Source organism: Bacillus sp. LK2, assembly GCF_001043575.1.
Classification (GTDB): domain Bacteria; phylum Bacillota; class Bacilli; order Bacillales; family Bacillaceae_G; genus Bacillus_A; species Bacillus_A paramycoides.
Genome location: NZ_LDUK01000051.1, coordinates 1 through 18,396, shown reverse-complemented (window position 1 = coordinate 18,396; position 18,396 = coordinate 1). Strand labels below are relative to the sequence as shown.

The 18,396-nt window shown below is 34.9% G+C and carries 19 protein-coding genes and 1 pseudogene; 1 reads left to right on the top strand and 19 read right to left on the bottom strand.

All coding sequences use genetic code 11. The features are described 5' to 3' along the window. Window positions 1-460: 460 nt before the first annotated feature. Complete coding sequence (locus VK90_RS24040; protein WP_231595943.1) at window positions 461-808, bottom strand: ASCH domain-containing protein; 348 nt, start codon at window positions 806-808, stop codon at window positions 461-463. Between the two features lie 15 nt (window positions 809-823). Continuing rightward, on the bottom strand, window positions 824-1,012 hold the full coding sequence (locus tag VK90_RS24035) for a hypothetical protein (protein ID WP_048375765.1): 189 nt from the start codon (window positions 1,010-1,012) through the stop codon (window positions 824-826). A gap of 116 nt (window positions 1,013-1,128) precedes the next feature. Here VK90_RS24035 and VK90_RS30370 point away from each other — a divergent pair, with 116 nt between their 5' ends. Next, complete coding sequence (locus VK90_RS30370) at window positions 1,129-1,281, top strand: ribbon-helix-helix domain-containing protein (protein ID WP_016128420.1); 153 nt, start codon at window positions 1,129-1,131, stop codon at window positions 1,279-1,281. A gap of 215 nt (window positions 1,282-1,496) precedes the next feature. On the opposite strand, the gene VK90_RS24030 is transcribed toward VK90_RS30370, so the two are convergent. The 17 genes and pseudogenes from VK90_RS24030 to VK90_RS30365 all read right to left on the bottom strand — a co-directional run. Next, window positions 1,497-2,159, bottom strand: a complete 663-nt coding sequence (locus VK90_RS24030; RefSeq protein ID WP_048375763.1) for a restriction endonuclease — start codon at window positions 2,157-2,159, stop codon at window positions 1,497-1,499. Continuing rightward, window positions 2,152-3,129, bottom strand: a complete 978-nt coding sequence (locus VK90_RS24025; protein ID WP_048375762.1) for a DUF3991 and TOPRIM domain-containing protein — start codon at window positions 3,127-3,129, stop codon at window positions 2,152-2,154. The genes VK90_RS24030 and VK90_RS24025 overlap by 8 nt, the downstream gene beginning before the upstream one ends. A 97-nt stretch (window positions 3,130-3,226) precedes the next feature. Continuing rightward, window positions 3,227-5,884, bottom strand: coding sequence for a type IA DNA topoisomerase (locus tag VK90_RS24020; protein WP_048375760.1), 2,658 nt, complete (start codon window positions 5,882-5,884; stop codon window positions 3,227-3,229). Between the two features lie 294 nt (window positions 5,885-6,178). Next, a complete protein-coding gene (locus tag VK90_RS24015; protein ID WP_156185469.1) occupies window positions 6,179-6,457 on the bottom strand; it encodes a hypothetical protein in 279 nt (92 codons plus the stop codon). A 213-nt stretch (window positions 6,458-6,670) separates the two neighbouring features. Beyond that, window positions 6,671-9,184, bottom strand: coding sequence for an LPD25 domain-containing protein (locus VK90_RS24010; protein WP_048375755.1), 2,514 nt, complete (start codon window positions 9,182-9,184; stop codon window positions 6,671-6,673). 112 nt (window positions 9,185-9,296) lie between these two features. After that, on the bottom strand, window positions 9,297-9,647 hold the full coding sequence (locus VK90_RS24005) for a hypothetical protein (RefSeq protein ID WP_048375753.1): 351 nt from the start codon (window positions 9,645-9,647) through the stop codon (window positions 9,297-9,299). Window positions 9,648-9,704: 57 nt separating this feature from the next. After that, window positions 9,705-9,962 (bottom strand): hypothetical protein, encoded by a 258-nt coding sequence (locus VK90_RS24000; protein WP_048375751.1) that lies wholly within the window; start codon window positions 9,960-9,962, stop codon window positions 9,705-9,707. 42 nt (window positions 9,963-10,004) lie between these two features. Then, window positions 10,005-10,436 (bottom strand): hypothetical protein, encoded by a 432-nt coding sequence (locus tag VK90_RS23995; protein ID WP_048375749.1) that lies wholly within the window; start codon window positions 10,434-10,436, stop codon window positions 10,005-10,007. Continuing rightward, window positions 10,437-11,630 (bottom strand): MobP2 family relaxase, encoded by a 1,194-nt coding sequence (gene mobP2, locus VK90_RS23990; protein WP_048375747.1) that lies wholly within the window; start codon window positions 11,628-11,630, stop codon window positions 10,437-10,439. Next, window positions 11,623-11,940 carry a hypothetical protein gene (locus VK90_RS23985; protein WP_442853656.1) on the bottom strand — a complete coding sequence of 106 codons (318 nt, stop codon included), beginning with the start codon at window positions 11,938-11,940 and terminating at the stop codon, window positions 11,623-11,625. Before VK90_RS23985 ends, mobP2 begins: the two co-directional genes overlap by 8 nt. 202 nt (window positions 11,941-12,142) lie before the next feature. Next, window positions 12,143-13,039 (bottom strand): ABC transporter permease, encoded by an 897-nt coding sequence (locus VK90_RS23980; RefSeq protein ID WP_048375745.1) that lies wholly within the window; start codon window positions 13,037-13,039, stop codon window positions 12,143-12,145. Between the two features lie 22 nt (window positions 13,040-13,061). Then, a complete protein-coding gene (locus VK90_RS23975; protein ID WP_048375743.1) occupies window positions 13,062-13,640 on the bottom strand; it encodes a hypothetical protein in 579 nt (192 codons plus the stop codon). A 27-nt stretch (window positions 13,641-13,667) separates the two neighbouring features. Further along, window positions 13,668-14,795 carry a bifunctional lytic transglycosylase/C40 family peptidase gene (locus VK90_RS23970; protein WP_048375741.1) on the bottom strand — a complete coding sequence of 376 codons (1,128 nt, stop codon included), beginning with the start codon at window positions 14,793-14,795 and terminating at the stop codon, window positions 13,668-13,670. 4 nt (window positions 14,796-14,799) lie between these two features. Next, window positions 14,800-16,737: a VirB4 family type IV secretion system protein gene (locus tag VK90_RS23965; RefSeq protein ID WP_048375739.1), complete on the bottom strand. Its 1,938-nt coding sequence runs from the start codon at window positions 16,735-16,737 to the stop codon at window positions 14,800-14,802. A gap of 15 nt (window positions 16,738-16,752) precedes the next feature. After that, complete coding sequence (locus VK90_RS23960) at window positions 16,753-17,565, bottom strand: hypothetical protein (RefSeq protein WP_048375737.1); 813 nt, start codon at window positions 17,563-17,565, stop codon at window positions 16,753-16,755. 14 nt (window positions 17,566-17,579) lie between these two features. Then, a complete protein-coding gene (locus tag VK90_RS23955; protein WP_048375734.1) occupies window positions 17,580-17,867 on the bottom strand; it encodes a DUF5592 family protein in 288 nt (95 codons plus the stop codon). 48 nt (window positions 17,868-17,915) lie between these two features. Then, window positions 17,916-18,396 (bottom strand): annotated as a pseudogene (locus VK90_RS30365) (pLS20_p028 family conjugation system transmembrane protein); the annotation flags it as partial.

The window sequence follows — 18,396 nt, the reverse complement described above, 5'->3', positions numbered from 1 at the left end:
ATTACGGTACGTGAAATTTTATTCTTCCCTTATTTAAAAATGCCCCCATAGATCTTACACCTATGAGAGCTACCTAAGGGTATTTAGACTTTCGACTCCATTCTATTGTAACAGGCTTTCGCCATACATGAGAAAAATAATGAACCAAAAACTGACGATCATAACAAGAAATTCTTTAAACCTTTGCTGAAAGGAAATACGACCTTCCCTCATTCTACATGCCCCTTTTCTCTACAACTTTTTATATGTTAAAATATAAAGGAAAGAAATCTGCCAATTTCTTTCCTAGACGATCACTCATGACTTTGCTCTTTGTTTGCTTTTGCAAATGAAGAGCTTTTATTTTGCATACTTATACTTGCTTTCCAGCATCGCATAACGTAATAACTTTAACTTTGTTTCTTTTTTTAATACTTTCCATTCCGATACCCCAATTTTCATTCTATATCCCCCTTTTGTCTTATAAATTTACCCAAATGACAGCCCCTTGCGGATGTTTGTATGGTCTTGGTGATGAAAATGTAACAGGATTTCTAAGAATCCAAGCATATATATTTTTGTATCGAGGATTAAAACAATCTCCTCTCGAAACACAGTGGTATTCCTCATTTGTTTGATATTCTTGAAGTGTCAACTTTCTACTTTCCACTAGTTCAACGGTTCCTAATACCATACCACTACCACTTCTAATAAGTGCGATTTCCCCTCTTATTTTGGTATTTGATCCCCTAATCTCCCATGACTTTTTACCTTGTAGGATTTTTTCTATGTAAGGTGATTTTATAATTAAGCCTTTCAAATACCGCACCTCATTTCTGTTAAATTACACTAATTTTAAAACAACTGTAGCCGCATCATCTTCCTTTACATAAAAGGCATACTTTTTACCAATTGCTTCTACTGCACCACACAGCATTTCTACATACCTAAAATCTGTTAGATCCATATCCACTCGACCATGTTTCATAAGAAATTGAAGATCCCTCATCATATTATTGATATTTCTCTCCATTCTCTTTTCCCCTCTCAAAATAGTTATATAACCTATATAACTATTATATTACTCACTTTCTGGGTTGTCAATACAAGTTATATAACTTATAATACTTTTATAGAGGAGGTTTTAGAATGGCTGTTAATAAAGAAAAGAACACTCAAATTTTAGTTACATTTACAAAAGAACAAGTGGAACAAATAGAAAATTATTGGCATGAAAATAAGCTAAAGAATCGAAATGAAGCAATTCGTCAGCTCGTAGAGAAAGGGTTAAGTCGTAAATAATGACTACCCTTTTTATTTTTCCTGAAAAACGCTAAAAACGTATCTAAAGCTCTTATTTACCTTTACATAGGCTTTTATAACAAATAAGACTTATCATATTAGCTACTCCCTTAAAATCCAAAATAAACAAATCTGAAGAGCCGTTTTTTAATTTAACCTCAATTTTTTAGTGCATTCTTCAAATAAATGAAAAAGAGCTGGATTTTCATCACAGCTCATGTATTAATTGGTTCTGTATGTGTACATGTAGGATATTGAGAACAGCCAAAAAACTTATTTCCTGTTTTATTTGAATTTCGAACGACTAAATGATTCTTACATGCTGGACATTTCCGTTCTGCCGGTGTCACCCCTTGATACACATCTTCAGCCGAATATTCAGGATTAATTTTATTAATCAATTTCTGAAGTTCTACACGATCTATTAGTTTTACATGGCATGCCTCTGCTAATTCTTTCGCTTGCCTTGTATACACACTGTTCGTTACAACCCAGCCCTCATGTGCTTTGTAATACGCTTGTGCTGCATATATCTCTTGCACGGCACTAATACCGACTCTATTTTTCATCCCGTATCGTTTGGCTTGGATTACAATACGATTTTTCCCCTTTAATACAAGATCTGCACCGAAATCATTTGACTGCTTTGTAACCATCGGTGAGTACCCAAGTTCTCGAAAGAGAGCCTTCAGATACACTTCGAATTGACGTCCATCCATTTTGTCTATATAGCGAATACCAGATCTCGCCATTCGCTTCAGCATTCTACGCTCCTGGATCTTCCGGTACATAAACTTACAAATATGAAAAAGAACATAAAAGATGAAACCACAAATCAAAATCTGTAGTATATTTGGCATTGTTGGTAGATTAGACACTTCTCTCCACCTCTTTAATTGGTTTCATTTTCTTTGGTTGAGCTGTTTCTTTTGGCTGTTGCTCACTCACTTGTTTCTTTCGGACATCGTTCCAATCTTTTTCATGCGTTGGAATATCCTCTTTTAGATCTACAAAGCATTTCATCGTCTGAATGAAGTCTTTCCCAGCCTTATCATTATCAACTGCCATAATGACCTCTTTAATATCGTGCCCTTCTTTTTTCGCATCCATTAAAGATTGAATCACCGTTTTTGACTTCAATCCATGCATAGAGACCAGGCGAGCGTTTTTTATTTTATTTTGCTTGATACTCCAATGGGATAACATGTCGATTGGATCTTCATAGAAATAAATCTTATTCGGCTTACCTACATCAACCGTAAATCCTGCATGGATTTTTTCATAATTCGGGACAATTTGCTTAAAACTGCCTCTTTTATTCTCCATTTTGACAGTACCTTGACGGTTCATTCCAATTACTTGCCCTTTGCCCCCTTCTTCTCTCCATTTGAAAACGACATTATTTTTCTTATCCTGGGCGATGAGATTCTTTTTAATCAACCAGTTCACCAAGCGAGGATCTATTTTCCGTTCATCAATTAGATATTCTTTAATCTCTGTTTGCTTATTTACTTCTAAGTGTTTGGGATAGATGAAGGGCTGCTGTTCTTTTTTGCGCTCTTCTTCGGCTTTTGAGCGATCAAACTCTTTGTAATCCCCTTTATTGATGTCTAATACGGCTTGTGGAAATGTCATTTCATAGTACATCATCGCAAAGCTAATTGCTCCGTAGCCCTTTTCGCCACGACTATTCCAGGCGTATTGATTTCCTTTAATAAGAAGACTGTCATGTTCCATATGACGATAATAGTTTCCTTCTTTCTTAAACGTTTCTCCCTTTGCTTCTAGATATGAAATTAAGTCAATATTTCTTGCTTTCATCGCATCCTCCGTACTGACATGTGCCATTACGGAATCCCCCCTTTACTCTATAAAATGAAATAAAAAAGAGGACTATTCCATTTCCTAGTCCTCTTTTGCTACTTATATTTGATGCATTTCATTTTTATTTGCCGAATAAGAATTTTAATCGCTTCTCCTGTACGCTGTATGATAATCGAGCGTCAAATTTCTTCCCATTTTTGTTCGAGATAAAACCTTTGATCTGATCTGTCACATTCTTTTCTAATAACTTTTTCACATGGTTACTACTTAGATTTTTACCAGAGAATGTACCAAAAATAATGAAGTCACAGCCTTTTTTGTATTTCTCACATAAATAGTTACTTTTCCCTACAAGAACCCTACTCTTACATAATGGACATTTGCCAATTGTACGATCTTCAGTCGTTGGAAAACGGAATTTCAAACTTCCGTCTGCTTCCATATAGATAGCTGCTGTAAATTCTCCCTTTTCCCCTTCAAAGCCATTTATAAAATCAGTCGTTTTATACTGAATCAGCTTTTTCATTTGATTACCAGGAATCGCTTTCCCTTTCATCTTTGCTGGTAACATAAAATCACATCCGTTTTGATGCTCCGTGCATCCATAAAACGTTTTACGATGAAGGATTTCACCTTTTTTACATTTTGGGCATTTACCAAATGACAGCTCCTCTTGTGTTGGAAACTGAAATTTGATATTTCCTTCATGTAACACTAGATAAGCGGAAAACTCTTTCTCATTGGACTTAAATCCTTTTAAAAGATCTGTTTTCTTATCCTCAAACAGCTTTTTCGCTTGCGCCTCCGGAATCGCTTTTTCTTTAATTTTTTTCGGTAAGGAGATTTCACATTCTGGATAATTACTGCACCCATAAAAATTACCTTTATGAATGATTTTTCCTTTTCTACAAGGGCATTTACACACCTCAATTTGCTGATTCCAAGTATTAATAATGCTATCCGACACCTTATCATCCATTGCACCTAGTTGTTCTACCGTATCCTTTACAAACGTATTTGTTTTCTCTACAAATTCCTCATATTTCATTTCTTTTTTTTCGATCATGTAAATCATCCCTTCCATTTCAGCCGTATAAGCTGGATTTTTGATTTCATCTACCGGAAAAGCATCTATAAACGCACGACCAATTTTAGTGGTTCGAATCTGATTGTTGGTAACATCAATATAGCTTCGCTCTAACAGTTTTGGGATAAATGTTTCTTCCGTTGCGACTGTCCCAATCCGTTTTCCTTTCATAAGTTCTTTCAAATGTTCATCATCCAATTTACGCCCTGCCGTTTCCATAAAGGTTAAAATGGAACTTTCCGTATGAAAGGCTGGTTTCTTTGTTCGTGACTCAATCAAGTCATACTGAACGATTCTGAAAGAATCTCCTTCTCGTAAAATAGGTATCTGAAATGCTTCAACTGATCCCTCTTCTATATCCTCTTGAAACACACGTAGAAACCCTTTCTCTTGTAGGATCTTTTCTTTTGTACTGTATGTGTTGCCCTCTTGATCTATAAAATGTACTTCTCTTACCAGATAGATTGCTGGTTTCATAAAATTCCCGATAAATCGTTTTACAATTAAGTCATATAACTGTTTTTCTAATGGATTTCGGTTGGTCCCGACATATAATTTTGTTGTTGGGATGATCGCAAAGTGACTACTTACTAACTCATCATTAAAAGTCGTATGTTTTTTCGTAATAGAAGATGGAACCACTTGTTGTACTAGATTTGCATAGGAGCTCTTTTCTAATGCTCCCATTACTTCTTTTACTCGTTCCACTTGTTCGGTAGGTAAGTGCCTAGATGAGGAACGAGGATACGTGATAAAGCCTTCGTCATACAAACTCTGAATATGTTTTTTTGCTGTTTCCGCATTTATCTTCAGTTTGGCGTGAGCATCTTTGTAGATATCCGTTAAGTTATATAATAATTTTGGTTTCTTTTTTCTCATACTTTCTTTAAATTCCGTTACGATTACATTCGTTTCTTTCAAACTATCTCCAAGTTTTTGGAGTGGGGATGGATCTATAAGTTGTTCCTCTGTTTTTATTACCGGTGATAAACCATTTTCCGTTAATAGCTTTAAATTATAGTAGGTTTGTTCTTTATAATTTTGAATTGCAATTTCCCTTTGACGAATTTCATTCAAGATACACATTTGAACACGACCAGAAGCCAATAAGAATTGGTTTCTTGCTAGTTTTGATGTACAGCCCCTCGTAACATTAATTCCTAGAATATAATCTAGGTATTGCCTTGCTTTAGCGGATTGAGCAAGCCCATCATAGTCTGTTCCTGGTTCTAATCGGTTTAATGCTCCCTCTAACTCTGCGGCCTCATAGGAAGAGATAAAAAGACGGGATTCTCGCTTGTTTACACTTGCATGTTCAACTATCTCACGATAGATAAGCTCGCCCTCTTTGTCTGCATCACATGAATTGACCACATGATCTACATCAGGACGATTTAACAACTTAACCAATATTTGAACTTGTTCGAGACTATCCGATTTCACTTTATATCCCGGCTCCAAAATAATTGGTAAATGTTCAAATTTAAATTCTTTGTATCTCTCGTCCATCTCCTCTGGATGTTTTAGTTCTAATAAATGCCCTCGGCACCAACTAATAATGTAATTTTCATTTTCATAGTAGCCATAATATGGCTTACTTCCTGGATATTTTTGCGAGTTTCTAAATCTAGGTGATTTCAATAATTCAATGGCTACCTTCGGCTTCTCTGCAATAAATAATGTTTTTCCCATAAGTAGTACCTCCTATTAATCTGCAATTTCAGTTTCACGCTTCCATTTCTTATTTCTCCACTTTTTCACCATTCTGTGACCAAATATAACAACGTGTTCAAAAAGACCACTACAAGGAACATACAGCCCGCAAACAGCCATACATTCATAACGTTCACTCCTTTCGTTCTACAAATGAGAAAGAGGGTTTTTACTTTTACCCTCTTTCATTTCTAGATATAAAAAAATCATTTTTCGTTTTCTCAATTGAGTAACAAAAAATGATTTAGGTTGTTTAATTACAAATAAAGTTGATTAAAAAATGAATACCTTTTCTTCTAACTTTTTTGGTAAGGAGATTACACTCAACGATTGTTGTTCCAGTTCTACAATGTAGGAATCTTTATCCTCCCTTAATAGATAAAACAAGTCTTCTTTTTTGAATAACACTCCATTTAATTCGTAATCCTTTAGAAATTTACCATACAATGGTATATTACTTTTTTTAATAAGGATTTTTATTCCTTCCCCATTGGCGCTGACCTCTTCTACAGTCATAGATTCTAACATCTTTCTTAGTTTTTTCTCACTCATATCTCGTTCTCCTTTCCATTTTTTAAACAACTTCATTTTTAATATGGTACAAATTAAAAACGTAAGAATAAAAGGTTTAAGTTTTACTTTTAAATGAGAAAGAGGGCTTTTACTCTTACCCTCTTCCATTTATAGATATAAAAAAATCACTTTCCGTTTTCTCAATTGAGTAACAAAAAATGATTTAATCTGGTTTTCCTGTTATAAAATTTTTCATCGTTCCATTTCCAGTGTTTCTTTTTTTCTACTCGATTTCTTTGTAGCCTTCGACTGCTCTACATTACCTGGGGCAATAGGCTCTAGTTCCTTTTCTTTTACCTTATTGTTCGTTTGTTTTCCGTTTAATGGTTGAAAATTTTTATCTACATCCATTTCCTTTGAAGTTGTAGACTGATTCACCGTTATTCCTTCTTTCCCAAGCTTCTCATCCACCTGGCTTTCTAATTTCACAACGTGTTCCTGGCTTACCAGCTCATTATCAATCGAAACATACTTTGTTGTATAATACCGCTCTTCAGCTTTTACACGAGTGACAATACTATCAATATTATCTGGTGTTTCTTCATATTGTGAACGTCTGTATGCTTCGTATTTCCGGCTTAAATCCTTATCTAAAGTAGCTGACTCTTTTTCTTTTGAAGGTTGAATTTGTTGATCTAAAGAAGCAATAGGTGCATATCCTTCCTTCTTCATTTCTTTATACAATTCCACTTCTTTTTCATTAAATGAGGGATCTTTTTGTTCTTCCGCTTTATCAACTAAGATTCCATATCGTTCATCTTTTACTATTTCATCTAGACTCATTCTTGCATCCTTCTCATGTACAACAAACGATTGATTACCTTTTCCGTCAAAGATGGAATTCTGAACTTTTTCATATAAATCTGGCTTCAAAATGTTATCCAAATAGACATTTTCTCGTTCTCCGTTTTTCTCCATTAAGGAAACATATAAATCTTCTCGATCTGTTTTATCTTGGTTCCATACCGATAAATAATTAATATCTTTCGTAACCCCATCCATCATGTGGATTCTTGCAACTTCATCATCTTGCATATCCTTTGCTAACACTTGAATTGTAACTAAGTGATTGGGTGTCTCTTTCAAGTTTTCTAGTGTATTTTTATGTGTTTTTTCCATCGGTATCTCTTTGTTATTTCTATAATTCATTACTTCATCTCGTAACGCTTGTTTTACTTCATCCGATAGATACCTTTTCTCGTTTAATACCTGTTCATACGGTGTCTTGTAGTCCCCATCCCCAAGATCCAAACGATCCATACTCACAAGCTCCATTCTCCCAAAATCCCTATCTACTTCTTTTGGAATGGCGATATGATAGCGAGTTTTATCATATGGTACGTATTCATCTTTTTCTCTTGCTTCCTCCTTTGCTTTTTCGATATTTGAAATGACTTCAGACATTTTTTCATTTGCCTCTCCAAATGGGATTAATTGATTACTTGCAAAATTTTCGTTTTCACTCCATTGAATTAACATAGTTGGACGAGTAATTTCATTCTGATTTAGAGCTGCATATCTTTCTTTATTTGCCACGTTAAATGCATCTATGAATTCCTTATCACTCAATTGTTCTCCACGCTCTACAGGTTGAAATGCTTGGTTTCTAGAATTTGTTAGATCTCTTAACTGCGTAACGGAAACTAGTTCTTGTTTCGTATTACTTAGACTCATATATTCCACCAATAAAATATTTTTTTCATCCTGTTTTTCATTTTTATTTGCCATACCTTCCACCTCTTTTTCATTTATTTTTCCTTTTTCCTTTTCTAACGTGTTTTCAATTGTTTCAATAAATTCAATGGAGGTTTCATGTACTTCTTTCAATAACTGGGTTTTATCTTTCATCTCTTTTCCTTTTGTCCAACTGGCTAGGTAACCGAGGGAATATTCGCTCGTATTAATTCCGAAATAAGAAGAAACAGCATAAGCGGTCATTTCTGCTTGAAACTCTTTTTCTGGTGCTGTGTAATTCATATGTGTTTCTGCTGTATGAAGTTTGGCATGTGCTAGCTCATGAAGAAGAGTTTTTACATTTTGTAATTCACTATTTCGTGGATTCAAAGCAACTTCTTTTGTTAAGGTGTAACTAACCCCCTTTGCGACCCCAAGTTCTTGCTTCGGCTCAATAATTTTCACACCGTTCTTTTCCGCAACAGCTTCCATTCCTCTATATAAACTCTTATAATCTTTTACACTTCCTTCTAGCCAACGATTCGGAAAAATACGAGGTAGATCTTCCGCTTTTGCGTTTGTTTGAGACACGTCAAACACATGGCCGACAGCAAAATATAAACGACCAGGTTTCACTTCTACGCTTTTAGATTCAATTTGCTTTTTCTCTTCCTCATTTGCTTTAGTTACTGTTTTCCAAGTGCCTTCTTTGTCTTTAAATTTTGCTGTAGTTCGGTTCGGAACAAGGATCTGGATTCCTTTCTCACCCTTCTTAACCGCAAATCCTTTTTCTTTCCAAAAAGAAAAGGAACCAACTGCCCTGGCTCCTTCAAATTGACTCTGTATTAATGAAATATTAGATGGTGAATAGTGATAAAACTTTGCCATAAACGATAAATAATCTTTCAAATCTCCTGGTGTACGAAAATAGCCTTCTATGCTTTTTTCCATCTTTTTTGTTAAAGCTTGCACCGCTTCTTTCTTTTCTTCCGGTGATTTTGTTTGATACTTTTTCTTATAATTTTTACTCATGATCTTCTCCTACTCCTTCGTGTCCTTGGATAAAAAGGTTCTTTACTAACAAGGCTGATAATTACTACATTTTCAAATGAGTAAAGAATATTTTTATTCGGCAAAGAACTACTTATTCTTTACATTTACTTGGATTGTATATAACTTCATATAATCTAATTGCTTCTCGTATTGATTCCGCTTGAAACAAACTATATTGATCCACGTCATGGTTTTTAAAATAATTTGGAGTCACCTGATTATTTGCACCAATTAACATATCTACATAGTGACTCTCAGAGTCTTTAAAACAATAAACCCTTTCGCTTTCAGTAGCTGCTATTTCAATTAAGTACCATTTCGAAAGATTGAAGCCCTCTTCTTTAAAACATTCTATGACATGTTTCAAATCATGGTTTGCGCTCTCTATATTTACTCTTATATCACCGTTTTCAATGCTTTTTAAATTGAAATTTACAAACATGTTAACCCTCATTTCCATCATTGTATTTTTGAATGAGTAAAGAACTTTTTTATCTATTTACACTTCGCTAGCTCTTTGCAATTCCTCCATTTCTTCTTCATTCCATCTTTCGTTTGTATCGAAGAATAGTTCATGTGTTTTTACATTAACCGGAACTAACATATTCTCTTGATTCATGACATGAACTGCCAGTTCTCTCACTTGTTCTTTTGTAATTTTAATTACTAACTCTTCATCCTTTACAAGTAACACAAGTTCATCTTCTCCAATTTCTTTAATGACTCCTAATGCCATATCTTCATGAAATAATAACATTCTAATAACCTCCTATTTTTTTATAAAAAAGAACAATGTAGCTTAGGTTACATTGTTCTTTGATGCCTCATGATCTAAACGCTTTTGTCTTAAATGGCTAATTCGTTCTTCCACAGTTTTCTTTGCCATCTTCACACTTTCCATCTCCTGTTTATCAGTCGTAATAATGCTGTCTACGCCTTCTAAAAAGAAATAACCATTTAATAACTCTATTAAAACTTGTGTATTTCGATCCGCACTATTTGCACCAAGACGAATTTTTGTTAACTCACTTTTTAATATGTCATGAAGATTTTTAGAAACAACTTCTGAAATATAATTCAATGACCATTCTGTATTTTTTGATGCTTGATGTTCTCTACAAATCCTTACAATTGCTTCGCCGTTGTATCTAATATTGTGTTCTTCCATATAATCTTTAATATACGTATCTGTTTCTTCATCCAATGTAATTTGCATGCGAAAGTCCTTCATTTAATAACCCCTCTCATTTTGATATGCACTTTCTTTTTGCATACGCTCATAATACTTTTGGTTCTTCCAGCTTTCATATTCACTTTTAAAAGCACGTTCCACTTTCCTCATAGAATACTGAATTGATACATTCTGTTGAAATTTTTGAAACGGCTTTGATTTTCTCATGTGGTGGATTCTCTTTTGTTCTTTATCGTATGCCTTCATTTCTTGTAAAAAAGCGTTCCCCATTCTTTTATACAGGTCATTGATTTTATTCGTCTTATAATTTTCATATTGCTTCTTATCATACTTTCCTTCTCCATATGCTTCTTTAAAAACCTGCACTTCTTTATCTAACTTTTGGAGAAACTGATCGTAATCTTTTTTATGATGATGTTGAATATATCGCCTGCTTAATTCATCAATTTCCGGCTTCAATGGCTGAATTGTATTGTAGCTATATTGCCACTGTCTTTTATCACTTGGTAACTGTTTATAGATTTGTAAAAACAATGGTTTCAAATGTTGATTACGCCACTCAAAAACCGAATCCTCTTTTTTACTTCCCACCATATTGTTTCGAATCAGATCATTAATTTGTTTTTGTTCCTGCTTACGATCTAACAAATTGTTTACGACTTTTCCCCTCATCGCATCCAAGGTTTTTGGTTTTCTTTTGCCACGTTCTCTCGTTGGAAATGGTTCAACAGTTGCCACATGAATATGAATGTTATCCGTATTAAAATGAATGGCTGCCGACCAGGTAGAACTTTTTTCTAACACCTCCCTTTTTTGCATTTCCTTCATCGCAAGCCGTGTCACATCCATTAACTTTTTTTCATCTAATGTTTTCGTTTTCTCATCATAAATACCTTGTTCCTCTAGCCAAGGATTATGAAAAGAAATGACATCTTGCCACATGATACTTCCATTTTCGTGAGCGGTTTTAAACATTTCCTTTAAGGATTTTTTCTCACTTTCTGATAAACGATTTGCGTGTTCCGTAAACAGCGCCGATGTCTTTTCTGGATTCCCCATATATTCTTGATACGTTTCAAACATTTTCGGATTCAGTTTCACTTCACTTTGTGCTTCTTCCCGGTCTACATACTCAATATAGTTCTGAAAGGCATCCGAACTTGGTAACACAAATTTTGTTTTTAAAACAACACCCGGTGTAATGGAAGATTGAACAGGAACCCCATTACTCATTTTCATCATCCTGCATCATCATTTGAATAAACTCATTCATTTTTTTCATTTCGCTATAGCACTCTCTCATTGCATAAATGTTCTTTTCAATTAAATTTTCTAACTCCATTTCCTTTTTCGTTTGCTCCGGCAAATAAGCCGCCATTTCAAGTATCCCTTTTAAAAGTTTTTGTCTTGAAACTCCTTTTTTCTTTGCCATTTCATCAAACTTTTTGATTGCAACCGGATCTATATCTCTTATTTTTAAATGCACAATTTCCGCTCCTTTCTGCAATTGTGGGTAGAGAACCAAAAATAGTGAGAAGAGCATAAGGGGTTTTTGCCCCCACCGAGGGTGTGGGGCTAGGCGGAGCCTAGCAAAACGGTGGGGGCAAGAAAACCTTCTAGGTGTAGACTCACTCACGACACAAAATCTTCTGATGTAGACTCACTCACGACTCATTTTTTTGTGATGTGGACTCACTCACGACACGAAATCCCTTGATGTAGACTCACTCACGACATGTCTTTTTTCAGTTTTTATTAACTTCTAGTGCCTTTTGCTCTAATTTTTTGATCTTATCTCGTGCAATTTTTTGTTCTCCTTTAAACAATTCAATGTTCTTTTCTGATGATTTTATTTTTGATTCTAAGGACGCTATTTTGGATTGTGTTTCCGTTTTTTCCGCTTCGGTTTGATACTTCATTTCATCTTTCAGCCCTTTTACTTTTTCATAAACTGTCTTTCCATTTTCTTCTTCAAGCTTGATTGCCTTTCCATAATTTTCGATCTTTGTTTCAATATCTTTTTTGTCTCTTTCTATAAAATCTAACTCATATGTTTTTTTATTTTCAGTTAACAACTCATCATTTGCTTTTGTTTTTCTTTGATCGGTAAAAATCGTCTGAACAAGTTTATTCGGACTCTTTGTACTTGTATTTTCATCTTCGTACTCGTTAGCATCTTGTGTAAATTTCCGAATATCCATTTGTTCTTTTTCACTGTTTTTATTGTAAATATCTAAAGCTAACGCTCCCCAATTTGGAGATAATTCTTTGACTTCTATCACGTAATTCCCGTTCTCTTCATACAACACTTTGACTGGCAATTGAGCACCCGGCTTTGCTTTTTCTTGTGCCTTAAATGTAAAGCCTGTTTCCTCATATCCTTCAATTCGAAATCGAATTTCCATGAAATTTTTATGTGGGTTATACACCCTTTGCTCTACAATCAATTTTCCCATCCCCGACAACTTGATTACTTTATTTGTTTCCGTATGGAATAGTTTTTCATCGTTTGGCATGTAAATTTTAGATGTCAAGAAAGCGAAAAAACCGATAAATAGAAAGCTGATAATTGCTAGGTAGATCCATGACTTATTTCTTCTTAAATTGATTCTTTCACTCTTCTTACTGATTGCACCTATCACACTCTCACCTCATCTTTTTTTGTTATAAAACTTTCATATTGAGTTCTTCTACACTTGTCACTCGCCATGTTTCCTTTTCCTTTTTTAAGATGATTCGCAACACACTTTTGACTTTTTCTTCTCGATTTTGTGTTGAATCGGTTGTGACATTTATAAATTCACCTAACACATTTACTTCCTCTTGATTGGGTTCATTTTCTTGTAAATAAAACTTCATTTCTATTGGTTTCGTTTTATAGGTATCTCCCAACTCGTATTTGTCAGTGGGATAGAATTGTTGTAAAAGTTCTTCACTCATAATGGTTTTTGCTTTTTCTTTTCGCTCATTGTATCCTTCTTTTTCTCGATGAAAGGATAATTGAATAAACGTTTCGGCTGTCGATAAATACGCCCTTCTTTGTTGTTCTTGTGCGGAAGGAAGTACCTTATCCAGCCGTTTTTTTAAGTCTTCATTCTGTCTTGTTAGTAATTCATTTGAAAGTTTTAGCTGTTTTTCTTTGCCATCACTCATTGATTTTTTACTCAAATAAATATTTAAAACTGTCACACCTACTACTAAAATGACAAATATAATAAACAACAATTTCCGTTTATCTTTCATACTTACAGTCTCCTATTCTTTTGATTTTTAGAACCTTCTTACATGACCAGAAAAGACTTTTTTCCAATATGGATTATTTAAATCTTCAATGGAAACACCTTTATTAGTTTGGCATCCAATGAAAGTATTTTTATCAATTACAATACCAACATGACCGTCACCTTTATAGGTATCAAAGAATATAACATCACCCGGTTTCATATCATTAGCTGGTACTTTTGTACCGATTTTATTCAATGTTTCTGTACTTGTTCCACCAACATCTCCAACATTCATTCCTACTTGTTCAAACGCCCACCGGACAAAACTACTACAATCAAAAATGCCTCTAGCAATATCAGATTGTGTTCGTCCACCACCAAAAACATAGGTAGAACGACCAATCCATTGACGACCCACATCGGCAACTTTTGAACCACTACTTCCACCACTTCCTGGATTTCCTCCGCCACCAGAAACGACAGAACCCGGCTGATAATATTTCAAAACCGCATCAACGTACAATATATCCCCGTAACACGCTTGATACGGTACAGCTTCTGGCCTAAGGCAATGATACATACCGGTGTGGGCTACTTTTTTGTATTGCTCCTGTGAGAACTTTATGGCTAATTCCTTTGTATATTTACCACCATTTGAATTAATAAAATCAAAAAATCCTGTTCCAAAATTGTAAGCTTGGAGGGCTGTTTTGATATGATCCATGTCACCAGGACTTGTTACACCAGCTCTCTCTATCGCATGTTTAAACTCCTGTACGCCAGCCCAAATACTGTAATCTGGATCTGTAATACAGTTTGGTGATTTACAATATTTCGTATTAAAAGCACCCTCCGATGATTGCATGGGATCACTACCACGCCCTCCGCTTTCTTGCATCATTTGAGCAAGCATTAAAGCGACAAATGGTTCCACGCCAAACTCTTTCGCATACTTACGAATCGTAGGTTCCCATTTCAAAACTTCGGGCGAAACATTCATAACTTGCCCTTCACCCGTATACGTAATATCACCCGTGTCTGTTCCGCTATCGCTCCCCATTGCCGCAATGAAAATACTAACGACTCCAAGTAAAAGAAAAGAAAAAAGACCCATCACAATTAAAGCTAAAGTGATGAGCCATTTCTTTGGTATAATCTTTAAAACTAGATGCATGGTATTAAGCACCTCCCCCGAATAACATCAATTCTTCATCTGTTACTTCTACATGAAAGTGAATGTTTTTTACAGCTCCAATACTCAAAATGACATCCCCTGTTGGTAAATGTGGGATTGCTGCAATTTCACTTTCACTTAACTGTCCAGCAAATACTTTTCGTAACATATCTAAACTATTGTTATCTTGTTGCATAATAAATTTGTACTGTGTTAACTCAAATAGCACTTTGATATCATCAATTCTTGCTTGTGAAGAACCCTCTGGTACAAAGTCTCGGATGCTGTGACTTGCATATAAAAGACCAGCGAAATATTTTCTATCTTCCCGGCTAAATTTGATTAAAGATCGTAACGCATGTTCACTTTCATCTTTCGTGTTGATAATGCGATGTGATTCGTCAATCAAAATGAAATACCGAATAACATCTTCAAAAGTAAGTAGCTTTTTGTTATAAGCATCTAATTGTGGAGCACCATTTGAAATCATCTCATCCCAAAGTAAATTTAGGATATTGAAAATTTGAGCACCAAATACTTCATTTTTGAATTCTGAAATATTCCGTAAAGAAAAGGAAACAACTTGTTCCTTCTTGAAATCTTCAATCGTAGAATGACCATCGAATAACTCTCTATAGGCTTCTACTAAATTAACAAGATTCAACTCAATTTTTTCTAACCGTTGTAATCTATTTTCACCCAGGTTCTCACGATGTTTTCTTGTATCCACATCTTCATATAATTCCTCACGAACATATGCTAAATAATCCGAAAAAATCGGATACTCTGTTGGCTTTTTGTTTGTAATTTCATTTTTTGCTCCCTTATCCGGATTCCATAATTCCTTTTTAATGTATAATCTTCTAAGTAAATTTTCATATTCTTTTATCTCATCATCTGGTGCCTCCGGCGCAATAAAACGATAAAAAATTGTGAGTTTAGATAAATGTTGAATGAAACTCACTTGTTCACTTTCTGCGGTTTTAAAAACTTGAAGTGGATTAATTTGTCCCTGTGAGCCATCCAATGCAATTGTTTTCCCGTTCAGATCACGTACCGTTTCCTCAAATTCACCTACAATATCAAAAATGCGGATAAAATGTCCTTTACTTGCATAATCAACGGCTTTCTTTTTGAGTAAGGTTGATTTTCCAGCCCCAGGCTTTCCAATGATTACTCCGTTATAACTTTTCCTTTGATGGTCTTTATGAAACATATCAAGGATTACATTCCCTTTTGTTTTCGTTGTTCCATAATACGTACCGTATGGATCGTGCAAATAGGAATAGTGAAATGGACATCCACCAGCCAGACTGACTGCCGGAATTTCTTTCCCTTTTCTTCGGTTCACATAGTTCTTTTGTACATCAAAGCTCGTTACAAGTGCATCCCATTCATACTCCTGTTCATTTAGAAAGACAGCTCCTCGAAAGTTATAGGATTCTAATGTTTCCATGATTTCTTTCACTTGTTTTTCTAACTCATCTAATGTTCTAGAGGAGACATAGATACGGATGTGAATACGTTTCATGACCTCGCCTTGTTTCAAATCCGTATAAAGAGCTTCCAGCTCTTGAAATTCATTTTTTGCATCAATTCGATCTATATTATCTTTCGCTGTATCATGCCGAACACTTTGTTCACTCATTGATTTATTAATGGATTCGACGACCTCTTTTCGGTCATCACTCATTACATCTAATGTGGTAATCACATTTGGCATATTCATAATTTGCTCTAGCCAAAAATCATTTACCTCTGTTGGATAGTCAAACAGATGAATACAAGTACCCACTCCATCACCTGTTTGCACATAACTTTCTTTAAAACTTACACCCCCTTGTGGTTGGACTCTAGCTACTAAATAAGGATTGTAACCTTTTTTCTTTTTTAGTTCTTTTTGTTTTTCCTTTTTGGATTTTTTACTTTTGAACGCAAACATGTTGTTTCCCCCTCACTACCATATATTTTTCGTTCCCAATTTCGCATTTTGATTAAACAATTTAAACATAAGCTCTAACTTTTTCTCTTCATCCACCTCTAATAGTTCAGTAGAACGCTTAATATATCGTTTGGCTGCATCCACACGTTCTTTTACGATTAATTCCGTTTCTCCGTAAATAAATAAGAAAGCTTCACGATTTGTTCTTCCCCATTCTAAAAATTGAAGCTCTTTTAACTTCTGATTTAAAATTCGTTCATATAAAGGATTGGTACAATCTTTTATTTTTTTCTCTATATATCTTTGTTGTTCGGTCGTTTGGCATGGGAAGTTTAAAAATACAAGTTTAATGGACTGTTTATAGGCTTGATAAAAATAAGCATGTGAAAAAATAACAAATGCTTGTTCTTCGCTATTCTTAGAGAACATATCGTCACCTTCGACTTGAAGGATTTCTAAAAACTCCTCATTTTTCAGCTCAAATATTCCATCCTCCGTCATGTCTACGATTTGCATAATTTCCGCAATACTTTTCTTTACCTTTGGTGGTGCTTCTTTCTTTTTTCTAGAGAAAAAGCCTAAAAGTTTGGGGTTTTTCTTTTTCAAAACATCTTTCTTTGGCTTTTCTTTCTTCTGTTTTTTCACTTTTCTTTCTACCTTTGTTTTTTCTTCCTCTTTCTTTTCGACGGGTACCACCTTAACAATTTCTTTTGGTTCAGAAAATGATTCCTTTACATTTTTTTCGTTAAAACGAAATGCCTTTTTCTTCGGTCTTTCTATTTGTTTTGGCTTTTCTTTTTCTACATCTTTTTCGCTGAATAACGCCATATGTGATCCCTCCCTTATTGATCGTTATCAATGGCACAATATGCACCTTTTCTTCTTAGCAATGTAATAATCAATACTTCATACATTCGTTTTTGAGGATTCGTACTTGGTCGCCAAATCATGATAATGGCAATAACCGCCATGAAAATGACGAATGGGAGTTGTAAAGAGCCATGTACAAAATTCCTAAGAATCATCGTTACAACTAATAAACCAATCAATAAGAAAAAATCTATTAGATATAGCACTTTATTAATCCGTAATTCTGTACTGATTTCCTTCGGAATCCGATAGCTTCTCATCGGGATTCCCTCCTTTTCGACAATAAAAAAATAAGCGTTCGGTTACGCTTATTTTTTATCTGTATTCTTTTTATTTTTGTTCACTATATCTCTCCAACTCTTACCTGTATTTTGACCCGTTTGATACAAACGCTTTGTATTTTGTACCGTTTCTGAATTACTGATTCGTTCCTGAACCCCTCTTACTGTTTGCTTAACGGATGATGTAGTGGAGTTATAACCTTTTTTAACTGTATCCGTGGCATATTGTCCTAATGTACGTGTTTCATGACTACTACCTGCTGCCACTTCTTTATCACTTTCATAAGGAACACTTGGGCTACTATGTGTCACCGTTACGATATCGGCTGGTGCCGCGCTACTTCCACTTGATACTGATCTTGGCGATTCCACTGGTCCCGGGCTACTTCCACTTGGTACTGATCTTGGCGATTCCACTGGTCCCGGGCTTCCTCCGCTTGATACTGATCTTGGCGATTCCACTGGTCCCGGGCTACTTCCACTTGTTACTGGTCTTGATGTTTCCACT

Coding starts and splice junctions, on each gene's coding strand:
- VK90_RS24020 (WP_048375760.1), bottom strand. CDS start 5,884: ATGGGAAAAACATTATTTATTGCAGAGAAGCCGAAGGTAGCCATTGAA.
- VK90_RS23965 (WP_048375739.1), bottom strand. CDS start 16,737: ATGTTTGCGTTCAAAAGTAAAAAATCCAAAAAGGAAAAACAAAAAGAA.
- VK90_RS24025 (WP_048375762.1), bottom strand. CDS start 3,129: ATGGCACATGTCAGTACGGAGGATGCGATGAAAGCAAGAAATATTGAC.
- VK90_RS24010 (WP_048375755.1), bottom strand. CDS start 9,184: ATGAGTAAAAATTATAAGAAAAAGTATCAAACAAAATCACCGGAAGAA.
- VK90_RS24000 (WP_048375751.1), bottom strand. CDS start 9,962: ATGTTATTATTTCATGAAGATATGGCATTAGGAGTCATTAAAGAAATT.
- mobP2 (WP_048375747.1), bottom strand. CDS start 11,630: ATGAGTAATGGGGTTCCTGTTCAATCTTCCATTACACCGGGTGTTGTT.
- VK90_RS24005 (WP_048375753.1), bottom strand. CDS start 9,647: ATGTTTGTAAATTTCAATTTAAAAAGCATTGAAAACGGTGATATAAGA.
- VK90_RS23955 (WP_048375734.1), bottom strand. CDS start 17,867: ATGAGAAGCTATCGGATTCCGAAGGAAATCAGTACAGAATTACGGATT.
- VK90_RS24035 (WP_048375765.1), bottom strand. CDS start 1,012: ATGGAGAGAAATATCAATAATATGATGAGGGATCTTCAATTTCTTATG.
- VK90_RS24015 (WP_156185469.1), bottom strand. CDS start 6,457: ATGAGTGAGAAAAAACTAAGAAAGATGTTAGAATCTATGACTGTAGAA.
- VK90_RS23975 (WP_048375743.1), bottom strand. CDS start 13,640: ATGAAAGATAAACGGAAATTGTTGTTTATTATATTTGTCATTTTAGTA.
- VK90_RS23960 (WP_048375737.1), bottom strand. CDS start 17,565: ATGGCGTTATTCAGCGAAAAAGATGTAGAAAAAGAAAAGCCAAAACAA.
- VK90_RS23970 (WP_048375741.1), bottom strand. CDS start 14,795: ATGCATCTAGTTTTAAAGATTATACCAAAGAAATGGCTCATCACTTTA.
- VK90_RS23995 (WP_048375749.1), bottom strand. CDS start 10,436: ATGAAGGACTTTCGCATGCAAATTACATTGGATGAAGAAACAGATACG.
- VK90_RS30370 (WP_016128420.1), top strand. CDS start 1,129: ATGGCTGTTAATAAAGAAAAGAACACTCAAATTTTAGTTACATTTACA.
- VK90_RS23985 (WP_442853656.1), bottom strand. CDS start 11,940: ATGCTCTTCTCACTATTTTTGGTTCTCTACCCACAATTGCAGAAAGGA.